The sequence below is a fragment of the Cellulophaga sp. Hel_I_12 genome (genome assembly GCF_000799565.1).
Classification (GTDB): domain Bacteria; phylum Bacteroidota; class Bacteroidia; order Flavobacteriales; family Flavobacteriaceae; genus Cellulophaga.
Window position 1 is genome coordinate 1,599,818 of the sequence record NZ_JUHB01000001.1, and the last position, 15,572, is coordinate 1,615,389.

Annotated in this window: 16 protein-coding genes; 14 read left to right on the plus strand and 2 right to left on the minus strand. The window is 36.3% G+C overall.

Annotation, left to right across the window (positions count from 1 at the left end):
- Positions 1-63: 63 nt before the first annotated feature.
- Both GQ45_RS07315 and GQ45_RS07320 read left to right on the plus strand, forming a co-directional pair.
- A complete protein-coding gene (locus GQ45_RS07315) occupies positions 64-843 on the plus strand; it encodes a HipA family kinase (protein ID WP_047416351.1) in 780 nt (259 codons plus the stop codon).
- Entirely contained in the window at positions 833-1,216 is a 384-nt protein-coding gene (locus tag GQ45_RS07320) for a DUF3037 domain-containing protein (RefSeq protein ID WP_047416353.1), read from the plus strand. Before GQ45_RS07315 ends, GQ45_RS07320 begins: the two co-directional genes overlap by 11 nt.
- 200 nt (positions 1,217-1,416) lie before the next feature.
- Here GQ45_RS07320 and GQ45_RS07325 read toward each other — a convergent pair whose 3' ends face one another.
- Positions 1,417-1,734 (minus strand): rhodanese-like domain-containing protein, encoded by a 318-nt coding sequence (locus GQ45_RS07325; protein WP_231555167.1) that lies wholly within the window; start codon positions 1,732-1,734, stop codon positions 1,417-1,419.
- Between the two features lie 164 nt (positions 1,735-1,898).
- On the opposite strand from GQ45_RS07325, the gene GQ45_RS07330 reads away from it, so the two are divergent.
- Complete coding sequence (locus GQ45_RS07330; protein WP_047416355.1) at positions 1,899-2,459, plus strand: sigma-70 family RNA polymerase sigma factor; 561 nt, start codon at positions 1,899-1,901, stop codon at positions 2,457-2,459.
- A gap of 220 nt (positions 2,460-2,679) precedes the next feature.
- Here GQ45_RS07330 and GQ45_RS07340 read toward each other — a convergent pair whose 3' ends face one another.
- A complete protein-coding gene (locus GQ45_RS07340; protein ID WP_047416359.1) occupies positions 2,680-3,504 on the minus strand; it encodes a hypothetical protein in 825 nt (274 codons plus the stop codon).
- Between the two features lie 138 nt (positions 3,505-3,642).
- On the opposite strand from GQ45_RS07340, the gene gcvP reads away from it, so the two are divergent.
- The 11 genes from gcvP to GQ45_RS07395 all read left to right on the plus strand — a co-directional run bounded on the left by gcvP (position 3,643) and on the right by GQ45_RS07395 (position 15,565).
- Complete coding sequence (gcvP, locus tag GQ45_RS07345; RefSeq protein ID WP_047416361.1) at positions 3,643-6,492, plus strand: aminomethyl-transferring glycine dehydrogenase; 2,850 nt, start codon at positions 3,643-3,645, stop codon at positions 6,490-6,492.
- A gap of 168 nt (positions 6,493-6,660) precedes the next feature.
- Positions 6,661-7,719 (plus strand): 3-oxoacyl-ACP synthase III family protein, encoded by a 1,059-nt coding sequence (locus tag GQ45_RS07350; RefSeq protein WP_047416363.1) that lies wholly within the window; start codon positions 6,661-6,663, stop codon positions 7,717-7,719.
- A gap of 14 nt (positions 7,720-7,733) precedes the next feature.
- Positions 7,734-8,258: a methyltransferase gene (locus tag GQ45_RS07355; protein WP_047416364.1), complete on the plus strand. Its 525-nt coding sequence runs from the start codon at positions 7,734-7,736 to the stop codon at positions 8,256-8,258.
- Between the two features lie 94 nt (positions 8,259-8,352).
- Positions 8,353-8,847, plus strand: coding sequence for a DUF1905 domain-containing protein (locus GQ45_RS07360; protein WP_231555168.1), 495 nt, complete (start codon positions 8,353-8,355; stop codon positions 8,845-8,847).
- A gap of 174 nt (positions 8,848-9,021) precedes the next feature.
- Positions 9,022-10,065 (plus strand): HAMP domain-containing sensor histidine kinase, encoded by a 1,044-nt coding sequence (locus tag GQ45_RS07365; RefSeq protein ID WP_047416366.1) that lies wholly within the window; start codon positions 9,022-9,024, stop codon positions 10,063-10,065.
- A gap of 491 nt (positions 10,066-10,556) precedes the next feature.
- Entirely contained in the window at positions 10,557-11,099 is a 543-nt protein-coding gene (locus GQ45_RS07370) for a DUF4287 domain-containing protein (protein WP_047416368.1), read from the plus strand.
- Between the two features lie 295 nt (positions 11,100-11,394).
- Positions 11,395-12,384: a M28 family peptidase gene (locus tag GQ45_RS07375; RefSeq protein ID WP_052188152.1), complete on the plus strand. Its 990-nt coding sequence runs from the start codon at positions 11,395-11,397 to the stop codon at positions 12,382-12,384.
- Positions 12,385-12,540: 156 nt separating this feature from the next.
- Positions 12,541-13,134, plus strand: coding sequence for a Crp/Fnr family transcriptional regulator (locus GQ45_RS07380; RefSeq protein WP_047416370.1), 594 nt, complete (start codon positions 12,541-12,543; stop codon positions 13,132-13,134).
- An 81-nt stretch (positions 13,135-13,215) separates the two neighbouring features.
- Positions 13,216-13,725 carry a YceI family protein gene (locus GQ45_RS07385; protein WP_047416372.1) on the plus strand — a complete coding sequence of 170 codons (510 nt, stop codon included), beginning with the start codon at positions 13,216-13,218 and terminating at the stop codon, positions 13,723-13,725.
- A gap of 405 nt (positions 13,726-14,130) precedes the next feature.
- Positions 14,131-14,811: a hypothetical protein gene (locus GQ45_RS07390; protein ID WP_047416374.1), complete on the plus strand. Its 681-nt coding sequence runs from the start codon at positions 14,131-14,133 to the stop codon at positions 14,809-14,811.
- 73 nt (positions 14,812-14,884) lie between these two features.
- Complete coding sequence (locus GQ45_RS07395) at positions 14,885-15,565, plus strand: RluA family pseudouridine synthase (protein WP_047416376.1); 681 nt, start codon at positions 14,885-14,887, stop codon at positions 15,563-15,565.
- The last annotated feature ends 7 nt before the right edge of the window (positions 15,566-15,572 follow it).

A 15,572-nucleotide genomic window follows, 5' to 3' on the forward strand; every position in this document is an offset into this window, starting at 1 on the left:
AAAGTTACACTTTATTAAAATGCACCACTACAACCTGCACATTCTTTTTTTATCTTCGTAGCCATGAATAAGCTTGAAATAAGGACGGTTAATGTGGTACAATACATAAAGCCTTTACGCGAAGGTGGCTCTTTGCCTGCTATTGTAAAGGCTGATGACGACTTTTTGTATGTACTAAAGTTCAGAGGTGCGGGGCAAGGTAAAAAAGCCTTGATTGCCGAGCTCTTGGGGGGCGAACTTGCTCGGGCTGTCGGGTTAAAAATGCCTGAATTGGTGTTTATGCATTTAGAAGATACCTTCAGCCAAACCGAACCAGATGAAGAAATTCAAGACTTATTAAAGTTTAGCGTTGGGCTTAATCTGGGCTTACACTTTTTATCGAGTGCTATTACGTATGATCCTTTGGTCTCTACCATAGATGCTTTAACAGCATCAAAAGTACTGCTTTTAGACAGCCTTATCAGCAATATTGATCGTACAGCCAAAAACACCAACCTACTCGATTGGAATCGGGAATTATGGGTGATAGATAATGGTGCTAGTTTTTATTTTCATCATAATTGGAGTACCTATAAAAACCATTTAACGCGAAGCTTCCCCATGATTAAAGATCATGTGCTTCTAGAGCCTGCGACTGTATTGACAAAAGCATCGCTAGACATTCAACAAGCCTTGACGGATGAAAAAATAAAAGAGATTATTGCATTAATCCCTGAAGAATGGTTGCAGAATGAAACAGATGTGATGACACCTAACGAAATGCGGCAGGCGTATTTGGAGTACTTGAAAGCAAAACTTGCGATGATTGATGTACTGGTTAAAGAAGCGGAAGATGCACGATAGCGTAAAATACGAGTATGCCATTATCCGCATTGTACCTAAGGTAGAGCGCGAAGAATTTTTTAATGTCGGGGTCATTTTATTCTGCAAGTCAAAAAAATTCTTAGGCATAAGCTACCATATAGATCCTAAAAAATTAAGCAGTTTTTGTTGTGAAAAAGACGTTGAAGACCTCAAAGCCTATTTAAAAGGTTGGGAATTGGTATGCAAAGGCGAAGCTTCTGGTGGTCGTATCGGAAAACTAGATCAGGTAGATCGTTTTCGTTGGTTAACGGCGTCTCGCAGTACCATCATACAAAGTTCAATGACCCATACGGGCTTGTGCACAGATCCAGAAAAAGAATTATTGGCTATTTTTAAGGCCTGCGTTTTGTAAATTAGTAGTATGTGAGCTACTACCCAAAATAGCCTTTTAAAACAATGAAACGTATACGTATGGGTTTTGTAGTTGCGCCAATCCCTACAAAGCAGCTTGAGACCACTTTATAAGTACATTATAAAAAATACCACCTACCCTAGTCACAGTATTTTTATTGTAACCTAAGGTACGGGCAGCAACAGAACAGCGTTTATTGGCTAGTTATTCCCTTTAGACTCGATCTTCTTTAAGTAGTGCTCCGTTTTTTGATACGCCTGATACCCACCTTCTAAATCCAGTATCGTATACCCCAAAGCGATTAATTTCTCAGCGGCCAAACCACTACGTCGCCCCGACCTACAGTACAGATAAATAGTTTGGTCTTTTGGAAGTGCTTTATCTGCTTGGTCTAAAAAGTCTTCATCGAACCAATTGATGTTTAAAGCATTTGGTATATGACCTTCACTAAATTCTTCTGGAGTGCGTACATCGAGTAAAACCACTTTACTTAATTCCTCTGCTGTCACTTCAGCCATAGGTTTACTTGGTATTTGAGAGCATCCAAAATTGATAAAAAGAAAAAAAAAGAAAACTATCCGGTGTTGCATATATGGTTTAGGTTGAAATTAAAAACATGTCTAAAAATAATACTATTTCATCAGAAAAAAATTAGATACCTTTGAAGATACTAAAAATAACCATGGTTACGAACACTTTGCATCCTGAAACTTGGGTTGATCAATATGCAGATTACCTTTTTAATTATGCTGTTTCGCGCGTAAGCGATGCTGAAATTGCTAAAGATTTGGTACAAGACACCTTTATTGCAGGGCTAAAGTCTGCTAAAAATTTTAAGGGTGATGCCGCGGAACGCACTTGGCTTATCGCTATTTTAAAGCGCAAGGTGATTGATCACTATCGTAAAATAAATTCTAATAAAGGCAAAGCTGAAGTGCGTATGAACTACAGCACCCAAACCGATGCCCAAGGCGATTGGCTAGAAGAAAAGGTAGCAGACCCCTATAGTTTATTAGAAAACGACAGCATTGAAAATGAAGAATTAGGCATCGCTATTCAAGACTGTATTACCAAACTCCCTAAAAAACAAGCTTTGGTCTTTACCATGAAAACCATCCAAGGGATAAGTACCGAAGATATTTGTAATGAATTAAGTATCAATCCGTCTAATCTTTGGGTAATGATCCATAGGTCTAGAACAACACTTATGGAATGCCTTAATAAAAATTGGTTTAACCTATGAATTCTTGCGAAAAAGTTGCTATCATATGCAACAAAGCCCAGTATCACGAAGCTACTTTACTTGAAAAGTTACAGCTTAAATTTCATGTGCTTATGTGTAAAAGATGTTCTAAATACACTAAAAAAAACACCAAATTATCGAGCCTATGCGATAAAGCAAATCTTCAAGCCTTATCAAACGCTGATAAAATGAGTATGAAAGAAAACCTAAAAAAAACAAATTAAAAAAAATACTGTAGCCATAACAATATCCCAAGCCAAAAAATAGGGATCGCCTCAACCCAAAAAGAGGAGAAATAACGTGATTGTTTTGGTTTTGTACGATACATAGTGAACCCCAAAACTAAAAAAAGAATACCTTTTCCGAGTATATCAACCATCAAAAAACTATCCTTCAAAAAAGTTAAGACGTAGAATAGAAGCACTCCAAACGAGGCATAAATTTTTGTACGGGTCACCCCGAAACGCTGTGGCAACGTTTTTAATTCAGGTACATCGTAGGCTAAATCTCTAATTTCAAAAGGAACTAATAAAATAAGCACCACCAAAAAACGCTGTACGGTTTCTATCATCACATCCCAAGAAATGGCTATGCCCTCTTTTATAGCGGGAAAAATAACCGTGGTTCCTGCCCAAACTAAGGCTACAATAAAAATTTTTAATCCGCCTAGGTTTCTAAGGTTTTTGGTATGCGGCAAAACAGGAATGGCATATAAGCCCGTTAAGACCAGTATTCCAAGTAAAAAATACCAACTGCTTTTATCTAAAAAACTAAGATGATATAGGGCAATTAGCGCACAAAAAATACTGAATATTTGAATATATTTATGATAAGGTGTAGCGACTAAAACATACTTTTTAGCCTCTACTCCATATTTTATAAAATTATAGGCAGTGATCGTGCCAAAAAAAACAAAAAAATTTAAATGTATATCTATCGAAATGTTTAACAAAACATCGGTAGCGTACAACAAAGAAACTACCGCTAAAGCTACGTGGATACTAGCATCAATATAAAAATTGAAAAACTGTTTTAAAAGCTTCATTAAACAAAAATAACGAAACTGTTTATAACCGCTGCTTTTGGTTCAAAACTTTAGTTATACAATTCTTAAAAGGTCTTTTTTGAGCAAATTAATTCTTATTTTTGCAGCTTCAAATTCATCCAAAAAAAAATTTGTTTCATGAGGACAGACGTGTTTGCATCACGCCATATTGGCATCAGAGAAGAAGACCTTCAACACATGTTAGAAAAAGTGGGCGTTGAAAATCTAGAACAATTAATTTACGAAACTATTCCTACTGATATTCGTTTAAAGAATCCGCTGAAGCTGGAAGCAGCCATGAGCGAAAATGAATTCTTAGAACACATTCAACAGCTTTCAGAAAAAAATAAAGTTTTTTCTACCTACATTGGCTTAGGATATCACGAAAGTATTACCCCTTCGGTGATCAAGAGAAATATTTTTGAAAATCCAGGATGGTATACGGCCTACACGCCTTACCAAGCTGAAATTGCACAAGGTCGCTTAGAAGCTTTGTTGAATTTTCAAACCATGATCTGCGACTTAACAGGTATGGAGTTGGCAAATGCATCACTTTTAGATGAAAGTACAGCTGCTGCCGAAGCCATGACCATGCTTTTCGAAGTGAGAAGCAGAGATCAAAAGAAAAATAACGTAAAAAAATTCTTTGTTTCTGAGGAGTTATTACCGCAAACCAAATCGCTTTTAGAAACAAGAGCCGTTCCCTTAGAGATTGAATTGGTTATTGGCAATCACGAAACCTTTGATTTTAGCAGTGATTATTACGGCGCTATTTTACAGTATCCCGGAAAACAAGGTCAAATTCACGATTATCAAGGCTTTGTGACTAAAGCCAAAGAAAATGATATTAAAGTAGCGGTTGCTGCTGATATTTTAAGCTTGGTACTTTTACAAGCGCCAGGTGAATTAGGGGTTGATGTGGTCGTAGGTACAACGCAACGTTTCGGAATTCCATTAGGCTATGGTGGCCCTCATGCGGCATTTTTTGCCACAAAAGAAGAATACAAAAGAAGTATTCCTGGACGTATCATTGGTCGTACTATTGATACTGATGGTAACCCTGCACTACGTATGGCCTTACAAACCAGAGAGCAACATATTAAACGTGACAAAGCAACATCAAACATTTGCACGGCTCAGGTTTTATTAGCTGTTATGGCGAGTATGTATGCCGTTTACCACGGGCCTAAAGGATTAAAATATATCGCCAGTAAAGTGCATGCTTCAGCAGCAACACTGACTGATGCTTTAGAAAAGTTAGGGCTATACCAAGTAAACACCTCTTACTTTGACACGATTACTGTAAAAGCAGACGCTAGCTTGGTAAAACCAATTGCAGAGCAACACGAAATAAACTTTTTATACAGCGAGGATAATAGTATTTCTATTTCGCTAAACGAAGCTACATCGCTAAAAGATTTACAGGATATTATCAACGTCTTTGCAAAAGCCTTAGGAAAAGATAGTATTCATATAGACAGCTTAACAGCGACTACTGCGATTCCTTCGAAGTTAGCGCGCACCACAGCTTTCTTAGAAAACGCAGTTTTTAACTCGTATCATTCTGAAACACAAATGATGCGTTATATCAAAAGATTAGAGAATAAAGATCTAGCGTTAAACCACTCGATGATTTCTTTAGGTTCCTGTACCATGAAATTAAATGCAGCTACAGAAATGTTGCCTTTGGGTTCTGCGCAATGGAGCAACATACACCCATTTGTTCCTGTGGAACAAGCCGAGGGCTATCAAATTATGCTTGCTGAATTAGAGAAAGATTTAAACGAAATTACTGGTTTTGCAGGAACATCATTGCAACCCAATTCTGGAGCTCAAGGGGAATACGCCGGTTTAATGGTGATCCGAGCCTACCATGAATCTAGAAACGACTCACATAGAAATATCTGTATTATTCCTGCTTCTGCACACGGTACTAACCCTGCTTCAGCTGTTATGGCTGGGATGCAAGTTGTTGTCACCAAAACAGATGAAAAAGGAAATATTGATGTTGCTGACTTAGAAGAAAAAGTAGCCAAGCACTCCGATAATTTAGCGGCTTTAATGGTTACCTACCCTTCTACTCACGGTGTTTTTGAATCATCAATAAAACACATTACCCAATTAATTCACGATAACGGTGGACAAGTGTATATGGATGGTGCCAATATGAATGCCCAAGTAGGACTAACGAATCCTGCAACGATTGGCGCTGATGTATGTCACTTAAATTTACACAAAACCTTTGCTATTCCACATGGTGGTGGTGGCCCAGGAGTTGGCCCTATCTGTGTGGCAGAACAACTGGTGCCATTTTTACCTGGAAATCCAATTATAAAAACCGGTGGTGATCAAGCCATTACGGCTATTTCTGCTGCTCCCTGGGGTAGCTCATTAGTATGTTTAATTTCATATGCCTACATAAAAATGTTAGGTGAATTTGGACTGAGACACTCTACTGAAATTGCTATTTTAAACGCCAATTATATCAAACACAGATTGAGCGGCAATTTTGAAGTTTTATACACCGGAGAAAAAGGTAGAGCTGCACACGAAATGATTATCGATTGCCGACCATTTAAACAAAATGGCATCGAAGTTACTGACATTGCAAAACGCTTAATGGATTATGGTTTTCACGCACCAACAGTATCTTTCCCTGTGGCCGGAACGGTGATGATTGAGCCTACAGAAAGTGAAGGCTTGTCAGAATTAGATCGCTTTTGTGATGCCATGATTAGTATTCGTAAAGAAATTAACGAAGCTTCAGAAGCGGATGCTGATAATGTCTTAAAAAACGCACCACACACCTTAAAAATGGTGACCAGCGATGCTTGGGATTTTCCATACTCTAGAGAAAAAGCTGCTTTTCCATTAGCCTTTGTTTCTGAAAATAAATTTTGGCCAACGGTTCGTCGTGTGGATGATGCGTATGGGGATCGTAATTTAATTTGCACCTGCGCACCTATCGAAGCGTACATGGAAGCTTAAGAAGCTAATAAAATCAATAGACACAAGCCCCTTTACCATCATGAAGGGGCTTTTTCTTGCGCTAATTTCATCTTAAACGACCCTTGAACATCATGTTATTTGCTATGCATGCATAATAGTTATCTCAATTTTTAATATCTTGCCCTACCTTATCACAATACCAAAGCAATGAAAATCGGAATTACTGGAACAGGCTCATACATCCCCGCTGTTTTGACTAAAAATTCAGCGTTTAATCATCACGAATTTTTAAATGAGGATGGTACTCCCTTTGCCCATGAAAACGAGGTAATCATAGAAAAGTTTAAGGCCATTACAGGTATCGAAGAGCGCCGGTATGCACCTGATACTTTAAATACTTCCGATATGGCTTTTTTTGCGGCCGAAAAGGCGATTGCAGATGCCCGTATCGATAAAGAAACTTTAGACTATATTATTTTTGCTCATAATTTTGGCGATGTGAATCACGGTGAGTCGCAAGGAGATACCTTACCCAGTTTAGCAACACGTGTAAAACATCATTTAAAAATTAAAAATCCTAAATGCGTTGCCTATGATATTCTTTTTGGCTGCCCAGGGTGGATTGAAGGGGTGATACAGGCGTATGCCTTTATCAAAAGTGGTATGGCTAAGAAATGTTTAGTAATTGGCGCTGAAACCCTTTCTCGAGTAGTGGACCAATACGATCGCGATTCTATGATTTATTCTGACGGTGCTGGGGCTACCATTATTGAAGCTTCGGACGCCAATGGTGAAATTTTAGCCCATGCTTCTGCCACCTATGCTTTTGAAGAAGCCAATTTTCTATTCTTTGGAAAATCATACGCTCAAAAAGATACTAGCGGTACAAAGTTTATAAAAATGCACGGTCGTAAAATCTATGAATTTGCGGTCATTAATGTGCCCAAAGCCATGAAAGAGTGTTTAGACGACAGTGGACTTGCCATTAGCGATGTCAAAAAAATATTCATTCATCAAGCCAATGAAAAAATGGATGAAGCCATCGTAAAACGATTTTACAAAGCTTACGGTATGGCGATGCCTGAAGGTATTATGCCTATGAACATAAAAGAAAACGGGAATAGTTCCGTAGCCACGATCCCTACCCTTTTTGACATGGTTAAAAAAGGAAAATTAGCCCCTCATAGCGTCACTAAAGGAGATGTTGTTATCTTTGCAAGTGTTGGTGCAGGAATGAACATCAACGCGATTATTTACAGGTACTAATTTTTTTTATTTACATGTACGAAAATACGTTTCCGAATACGCGTTTTAAGCATACCTTAACCTTTCTTCAAAAGCACATAGCAACTAGCGAGTCTATTTTAGATTTAGGGGTGGAGAATCCCTTTACAAAAATAATGGTTGCTCACCACTACAAGGTGGCCAACACACATGGTGAAGATTTAGATTTTGATTTTTCAAGTGTTACTGCCTCAAACGCCAAGGTGGTCACTGCCTTCGAAATTTTTGAACATTTACTTGCACCACTTAACGTATTGCGAGAAATTAAAGCAGATAAATTAGTGGCTAGTATTCCATTACGCCTGTGGTTTTCCCCCGCCTACCAAAGTAAAACCGATGCTTGGGATCGGCATTATCACGAGTTTGAAGATTGGCAATTCGATTGGCTTTTAGAAAAAGCAGGATGGAAGATTATCGACCGCACAAAATTTACAAACCCTGTCAACAAAATAGGATTTCGCCCTTTACTTCGGAAATTTACGCCACGATACTACTTGGTGTATGCGGAGCGTATCGTATAATTTTGATGTATCTTCCTTTTTGTAACTTCTAAAATTTTTAGGTGCTATATACCATTATAAGCAGTCATGTAAACTAGCGATTAAATTGAAGTTTATGGACCATTCAAAGAATGAAAAACGTATGAATTACATTATCGAGAATGAAGAATTAACGCTTCAATATATTCCAGGAAATGGGGCTTGGACGTATCAATTGATAATTCCAAATACAAAAGATATTAAAGGGAAATGGGGCGATTTAAAAGTTTCGGGAACAATAGATGCTTATGAAATAAAAAATAAGAATTTAGGGCCAGTAAAAAATTCAGACAAAAAAATGTCTATAAATTCTGAAATTAGAAAAGCAATAAACAAAGATGGCGGTGATACTGTAATTGTAACTTTATATCTCGAAAATCAAACCGAAAAAAATGACAGTTCTGAAATTTTGGAGTGTTTTAAAGACGCACAGGTTTTGTGGATATTTAAACAGTTGAACAAAATAGAGCAGACTGAAATTCTTAACGAAATCTGGACTACGGCAACAGAGGACCAAAAAGCGGAAAAAATAATCAAGGCAATTGAAAATCTACAGAGTAACAAAAGATAAGCGTGCGAAAAACACTACTGCCAATACGATATATAATTTAGTCTTAGGTATAGCCTACTTACCAAAGTCCTCTCGGACTTTCTATTTTCCACAAATAATTGCGAACTTTCGCGCACTATGACACAACTTTTTCTTTACAAAACCGTTAGCAAAAATTAGAATCCACATATACCTATGAAACTTTATTCCAATCTTTCTAAAATTAGCTTTCTTAAAAAGTATTCCACTAAATTTTTGGCGATTGCTTTCTTAGGGATTCATATTCCATTGATAGGATTAATTATATTTCTCACCTATAATGAAGGCGTTTTATCCCCAACAATAATATTGATTTTTACCTTAATTTTTACTTTGGGAGCGACTGCTATTACTCTATTTATACTTAATAAACTTCTGGAACCCATTAAGCTTGCAAGAAATTCACTTAAGGTGTATTTAGAAAATCAAGAGCTTCCCGCTTTACCTATCTATTTCAAAGATGAGGTAGGGGAGCTTCTAAAAGACCTACAATTTTCTATAGAAGTCTTTGACAACCTTATTGATTCTAAACAACAAACCATCGCAATTTTATCTCATGATCTTAGAAATCCTTGTGCGGGAATAATCATGTTAATCGATTTATTAAAGGAAGAAGAAAGCGCTAGTGAGCGAGAAATTTTGATGGCTAATATTAAATCATTAGCCGAACAGCAATTGGCTTTAATGGAAAGCACATTATCTAATTTAAGAAATGAATCTAAAACTCAAGGAAAATTAGAAAAAGTAGCATTAGATTTAAAGAAAATTATAACCGAAGTACTTAGTACTCAAAAAGTGGCTTTGGATCAAAAGAAAATTAAATTAGAATTCAATTGTGATTCCGCATTAATCCTACGCGGAAATGAAACTGCATTCAGGCAAGTATTCCTTAATTTAATCAACAATGCGATTAAATTTTCTCATACCAATGGACAAATTTGGATCAATGCCGAAAAAACCAAATCGGAAATAAACATCGCTATTATTGACCAAGGTTTAGGGTTTAAAAAAGAAGTATCAGAAGCTCTTTTTAAACCGTTTACAGAACATTCTCGTTTAGGAACTCAAGGTGAGTCAAGCCAAGGAATGGGCTTGTTTATCACAAGAAGATTTATTAATAAACATTCAGGCACCTTAATGGCGAGAAGTGAAGGTCTGAACAAAGGATCCACATTTTCAATTCAATTACCGCTTGATTAAAGACACCTAAAATTATACCTTACTTGGCGCAAGCGAAGAACTGAGGTAAAAACAATTCTTTTCTTCGTAAATTCAGAAGGCCAATATTCTAAGCTCATAGATTCATTACCCTGATTCTTTGAGCTTTTATTTTTTATATTAAATTTTAGGACATGTACCTTCGAGTCTTGTACAATGAATTTCAAAGCGCTGTGTAAAGCGCGTTAGGGAAAATCTGCTAAATTTTCCTAAGCCTATTTCTTTTTGCTATCTTAGTACTCAACCTAACTACAATAAATACGCTAACACAGAGGGCGAATCAACAATTATAGGACTTCTTTTTTGAAGCATTGGGCATTTCAAAAACAAAAGTGACCTCTTTAGGAATTGGTTACAAAAACAACGAAAAATATAAATCCTTACTGCAGTTTTTTATAAAAGGTAATGAACAATCCTATCGCAATCTTATTTCATACCTTGAAACGGGTAAACCCTCAATTACTTATTAAATTATGGAAAAAGCACTACAAACAATGATTGACAATATGCCTGAAAAAACAGGCAAGTCTTTGAACGAATGGAAAAAAATACTAAAGACTAAGTCTTTTAAAAAGCATTCAGAAGCTGTAAACTTTCTTAAAAAAGAGCATCAAGTCACGCACGGGTTCGCAAATACCATCGTTACCTTGTCTAAAGAGGAGCAAACAACACCTAGCGACCTTGTTGAAAATCAATATGCTGGGAAGGAGAATTTAGTTCCGATATACGAGGGCCTATTAAAAGTGGTGAAATCCTTCGGTACTGACATTACCATTACCCCAAAAAAGACAAGCGTAAGTATTATCAGAAAGCGACAATTTGCCTTAATACAACCTGCCACCAAAACCCGAATTGATTTAGGGCTAAAATTAAATGACAAACCTACTACCGACCGACTTGAAAATTCAGGACCATTTGGCACCATGTGTACGCACAGGGTAAAATTATCTAAGCTTAGTGAGATCGATAACGAATTAAAAAAATGGCTAAAAGAATCATATGAGCAAGCAGAATAAAACCTTAGCTAGAAAATAGAAAAAAATGGGCGCTTTAAACCCTAAAGTCAATTCCTTACATTTGCTACCTCCCTATTGTTCATGGCTAAAGTCCCCTGCCCTAAAACGCTTTTAATCGTCACAGGCTTGGTATTTAATTCAAAGGTTTCCGTATATTTAGGACTATAAAAATTAAAAAAATTTGGCCCCCATACCAAGCACTTAAACCAATACCATTAAGCCTGACTCATCGCATTGCTGTCTGTGTCAAACTGCAAATTTGCTAGAAGTCTCGCCCCAATTAGATACTACAAAAATGATGAAAAATTACATGTACATTATTGCTTTTTTAACCCTAGTCGTAGGCTGTAAAAACAATTCTTCCAAAAAAAGTATCGCTATAGATAAGGAAATGTTACTTTACAACTTAAGGGTACTATCGCACGACTCGATGCAAGGCAGATTTTTTGGTACTGAAGGGAATTATAAATCACAAAGATTCATCGCAGAACAATTTGATGCTCTTGGAATAAAACCAGCCTTCGCTTCTGGAAGTATTCAAAAATACCCTTATACCTTTACAGGAGCTTTAAGGCAAAGGCTGTATCCTATTCCTAATGCATTAGAAGACTTTAGCAATGTGCCAGATACCACCGTAATAGGTGGCAATGTGGTTACCATGATTCAGGGAAAAAGTAAAAAATCAATTGTAATTACAGGACATTTAGACCATTTAGGCATAAGAGACGGCCAAATTTATAACGGTGCCGATGATAATGCTTCTGGAGCGGCAGCATTACTTAGCATAGCCGATTATTTTAAAAATAAAATTCCTCAGCATACTTTGATTTTTGCTGCAGTAGATGCTGAAGAAATTGGGTCTTTAGGAGCTGAATACTTACTCAATAATTTTCCATTTCCTATAGAAAGTATTGCTCTGAATATTAATATGGATATGATTGCACATAATGATTCTTTACAACTTTATGCTTCTGGCTTGTACCATTATCCACAATTAAAACAACCCTTAGATAATTTAAAAGCCACCAACATAAACCTGCTTTTTGGTCATGATAATCCAAATGAAAATGGGGTTTCTGATTGGACTTTTCAATCTGACCACCGCGTATTTCACAAAAGACAAATTCCGTATATTTATTTTGGCGTAGATGACCATAAAGATTATCACAAGCCAACAGACACCTATGAAAATAGTACTAAAGATTTTTACCTTGAAGCTGTGCGATTAATTATTGAAACTATTGAAGCTTATGATACCTTTCTGGTAACTGAAGCTGAAGACTAGTATAAAATTAATACATCAAAAATAGTAGCTGCGGCAAGCTAATTTTTACTGACTTTCTGCTCGTCTTTAGTGAGGTTTGGTTTTTTAGTACGGAATTAGTTCTGAATTTCAATCCAAATCCCTAGAACACGATTTTAAAACTCAACAAAAGTATCCATGAATCATTCTAATTTTAAGGCATTTTTAACCTCAACCATGGATATTGATGAAATTGAAATTTTATCATTGATTGAACATTGTGTACTCAAAACAGTAAAAAAAGAGGAGTTTTTATTACGAATAAACGAAGATTGCAAGCATTCATTTTTTGTAGAAAAAGGACTCTTAAGACAATATGCCATTGATGAAAAAGGTAAAGAACACATCTTGTCATTTGCTCCTGAACGTTGGATTGTCACCGACAGAGAAAGTGTCTACTTTAATCAACCATCGGCCTATTTCATCCAAGCCTTAGAAAATAGCCAAGTTATTTTGTTAGATGAAAATTTTTTCGATTTGCTTTCAAAAAGATTTCCAAAATTTACAGATTTTAACAACAGGTTGCTTCACAACCACATTCGCCATTTAAAAAAAAGAATTAATCTTTTGTTAAGTGCTGTCGCAGAAGATAGGTATTTAGAATTCCTAAAAATGTATCCCGCTATTGTCAATAGAGTTCCACAAACAATGATTGCATCTTATCTAGGAATTACACCGGAAAGCCTTAGTCGGGTTCGCAAAGAATTGGCGCTAAAAAAATTCAAAGAGTAATTACTTACCATACATCAATGCGTATATTTCTTTTTCTAAGTTATTTTGTTTTATAAATTATTAATCCCTAAAAAAAGTAAAATGAATTGGAAAATAGATAATGCTCATTCAGAAATTGCATTTAAAGTAAAACACATGATGATCTCAACCGTAACAGGTCATTTTGAAAATTTCGATGCGACTATTCACACAAATGATGAAAGTTTTAATAGTGCAAGCTTTGAATTTAGTGCAAAAATAGGGTCTATAAACACTAAGAATAAAGATCGAGATACGCACCTTAAATCTGATGACTTTTTCAATTCGGAAAAATTTCCAGAAATGAAATTTGTTTCTAAATCTTTTAATGGTGAAAAACTAACTGGCGATTTATCGATACGAGATATTACCAAAGTTGTTGAATTAGATGTTGATTTCAACGGTGTTGCTGTTGACCCTTACGGACAGACTAAGGCAGGTTTTGAAATACGCGGAGAAATTAATAGAAAGGACTTTAATTTAACATGGAATGCTGTTACCGAAGCGGGAAATATTGTGGTTTCTGATAAAGTAAAGTTAGTTATCGACGCACAGTTTATAAAACAATCTTAGCCTGATAGTAAAAAACTTTGTGATTTTTGTTTCGCACTAATAGCGCAAAACAAACCACAGAGGAGTATCAAAAAATACATAACTGATAAAGCGCAAACCCAAGGGTTTGCGCTTTTTTATGGGCTATGGTTTGTCTTAGCTTTGGGTGTTCTATAGCACACTACACTTTTAAAAAGAAACAGGTATATTTATACGTATAAAAGTAATTAGCTTGACTAAACAATAGAAATTATCCTGCGTTTAAGAAAAATGTTTTTTGCTCAATTCACTAGTTTGCGCGTATTTGTTTTTTATTTATCTTATCTTGTAAGTCAATACCTATAGGCTATAAATTTCGCCCAAAAAACCAACTCAAACCCCTAGTAAGCTTAAAATAAGTCATTGAATCCCTAAAATAAATAAAACATGAAACAGCTAATTACAGTATTTGTTTTTACAGGTCTTTTAATTTCCTGTAATTCATCAGACAAAAGTAAAACTACAACCCAAGAATCGGCTTCTACAGAAATTGTTTTAGACAGTACCACCGATGATCACAAAAAACAATTTAAGGTTATCGCTACTGAGGCTGAATTAATCGCAACATCATTAATGGCCGCCCCTAAAGAAAGTAGGTCGGGAGCTAAAGTTATTGGTTACAATAGCGCTGGTGAACTTGTAACGCTGAAAGAAGGCGATAATGAATTTATTGTTCTTGCCGATGACCCTAAAAAAGATGGATTTCATGCGGCGTGTTATCATAAAGATCTAGAACCCTTTATGGCAAGAGGAAGAGCCTTGAGAGCTGAAGGAAAAACAGCGCAAGAGGTTTTCGATATCCGTGAGGAAGAAATGAAAGCAGGGAAACTTAAAATCGAAACCGGTTTAACCCTGCACATCTATTATGGTCCAAAAATCATGTATGACCCTGAAACTTCAAAAGTAGAAGAGGCACAACTCCGATACGTCGTCTATATGCCTTGGGCAACAGCAGCATCAACGGGTTTGCCCGAAGCGCCAATGGCATCAAACCATCCCTGGATCATGAATCCTGGAACACATAGAGCACATATTATGATTTCGCCTTTACCAGAAACTAACGAATAAGCTAAAATCGTTCCCAAATTGATGTATCCCTGAGCATCTCAATTCACGAACTTAAGCCTGTCAATTTTAAATTTTGAAAAGAAAAACACAACCACCAAAGCTTGACGTCGTGTATGAAAATAACGATTATATAGTCGTCAATAAACTAGCCGGACTTATAAGTGAAAAAAGCCCTTTTGAGGATGACTCCGTAGAGGATCAAGTGTTTCAGCACATTTTAAAAAATAAACAAAAGCCCTATGTCGGCGTAATACATCGATTAGATAGGGTGACCAGCGGCGTACTTCTTTTTGCGAAGAAAAAAAGTATTCTTGTAGCATTTAACACCTTATTTAGCAGTCGAAAAGTGCAAAAAACATACTTAGCTATTGTGAAAAATAAACCCGCAAAGACTAAAGCTAACCTAGTGAATTTCTTGATAAAAAATAACTTAGAAAAAAGATCAGAGGTGGTCCAAACAAAATCAAAAGACAGTTTAGAATCCACGCTTTCCTATACCGTCATAGGTCAAAACAATTTTGGGTACCTCTTAGAAATAAAACCAAAAACAGGTCGATTTCATCAAATAAGAGTGCAGTTAGCACATTTAGGATTGCCTATCGTTGGCGATAAAAAATACGGCTCAGAAGAAGAATACCTTCCCTTAGCTATTTGCCTCCATGCATGGAAATTAAGCTATCAAGATTCAGCCATGAAAGAATTTAAAACATTCGAAGCTCCCCCACCAAAAAATGATTTTTGGACATTCCATTAAATTCATC

Coding starts and splice junctions, on each gene's coding strand:
- GQ45_RS07375 (WP_052188152.1), top strand. CDS start 11,395: ATGATGAAAAATTACATGTACATTATTGCTTTTTTAACCCTAGTCGTA.
- GQ45_RS07350 (WP_047416363.1), top strand. CDS start 6,661: ATGAAAATCGGAATTACTGGAACAGGCTCATACATCCCCGCTGTTTTG.
- GQ45_RS07315 (WP_047416351.1), top strand. CDS start 64: ATGAATAAGCTTGAAATAAGGACGGTTAATGTGGTACAATACATAAAG.
- GQ45_RS07320 (WP_047416353.1), top strand. CDS start 833: ATGCACGATAGCGTAAAATACGAGTATGCCATTATCCGCATTGTACCT.
- GQ45_RS07360 (WP_231555168.1), top strand. CDS start 8,353: ATGGACCATTCAAAGAATGAAAAACGTATGAATTACATTATCGAGAAT.
- GQ45_RS07390 (WP_047416374.1), top strand. CDS start 14,131: ATGAAACAGCTAATTACAGTATTTGTTTTTACAGGTCTTTTAATTTCC.
- GQ45_RS07340 (WP_047416359.1), bottom strand. CDS start 3,504: ATGAAGCTTTTAAAACAGTTTTTCAATTTTTATATTGATGCTAGTATC.
- GQ45_RS07330 (WP_047416355.1), top strand. CDS start 1,899: ATGGTTACGAACACTTTGCATCCTGAAACTTGGGTTGATCAATATGCA.
- gcvP (WP_047416361.1), top strand. CDS start 3,643: ATGAGGACAGACGTGTTTGCATCACGCCATATTGGCATCAGAGAAGAA.
- GQ45_RS07380 (WP_047416370.1), top strand. CDS start 12,541: ATGAATCATTCTAATTTTAAGGCATTTTTAACCTCAACCATGGATATT.
- GQ45_RS07385 (WP_047416372.1), top strand. CDS start 13,216: ATGAATTGGAAAATAGATAATGCTCATTCAGAAATTGCATTTAAAGTA.
- GQ45_RS07370 (WP_047416368.1), top strand. CDS start 10,557: ATGGAAAAAGCACTACAAACAATGATTGACAATATGCCTGAAAAAACA.
- GQ45_RS07365 (WP_047416366.1), top strand. CDS start 9,022: ATGAAACTTTATTCCAATCTTTCTAAAATTAGCTTTCTTAAAAAGTAT.
- GQ45_RS07355 (WP_047416364.1), top strand. CDS start 7,734: ATGTACGAAAATACGTTTCCGAATACGCGTTTTAAGCATACCTTAACC.
- GQ45_RS07325 (WP_231555167.1), bottom strand. CDS start 1,734: ATGGCTGAAGTGACAGCAGAGGAATTAAGTAAAGTGGTTTTACTCGAT.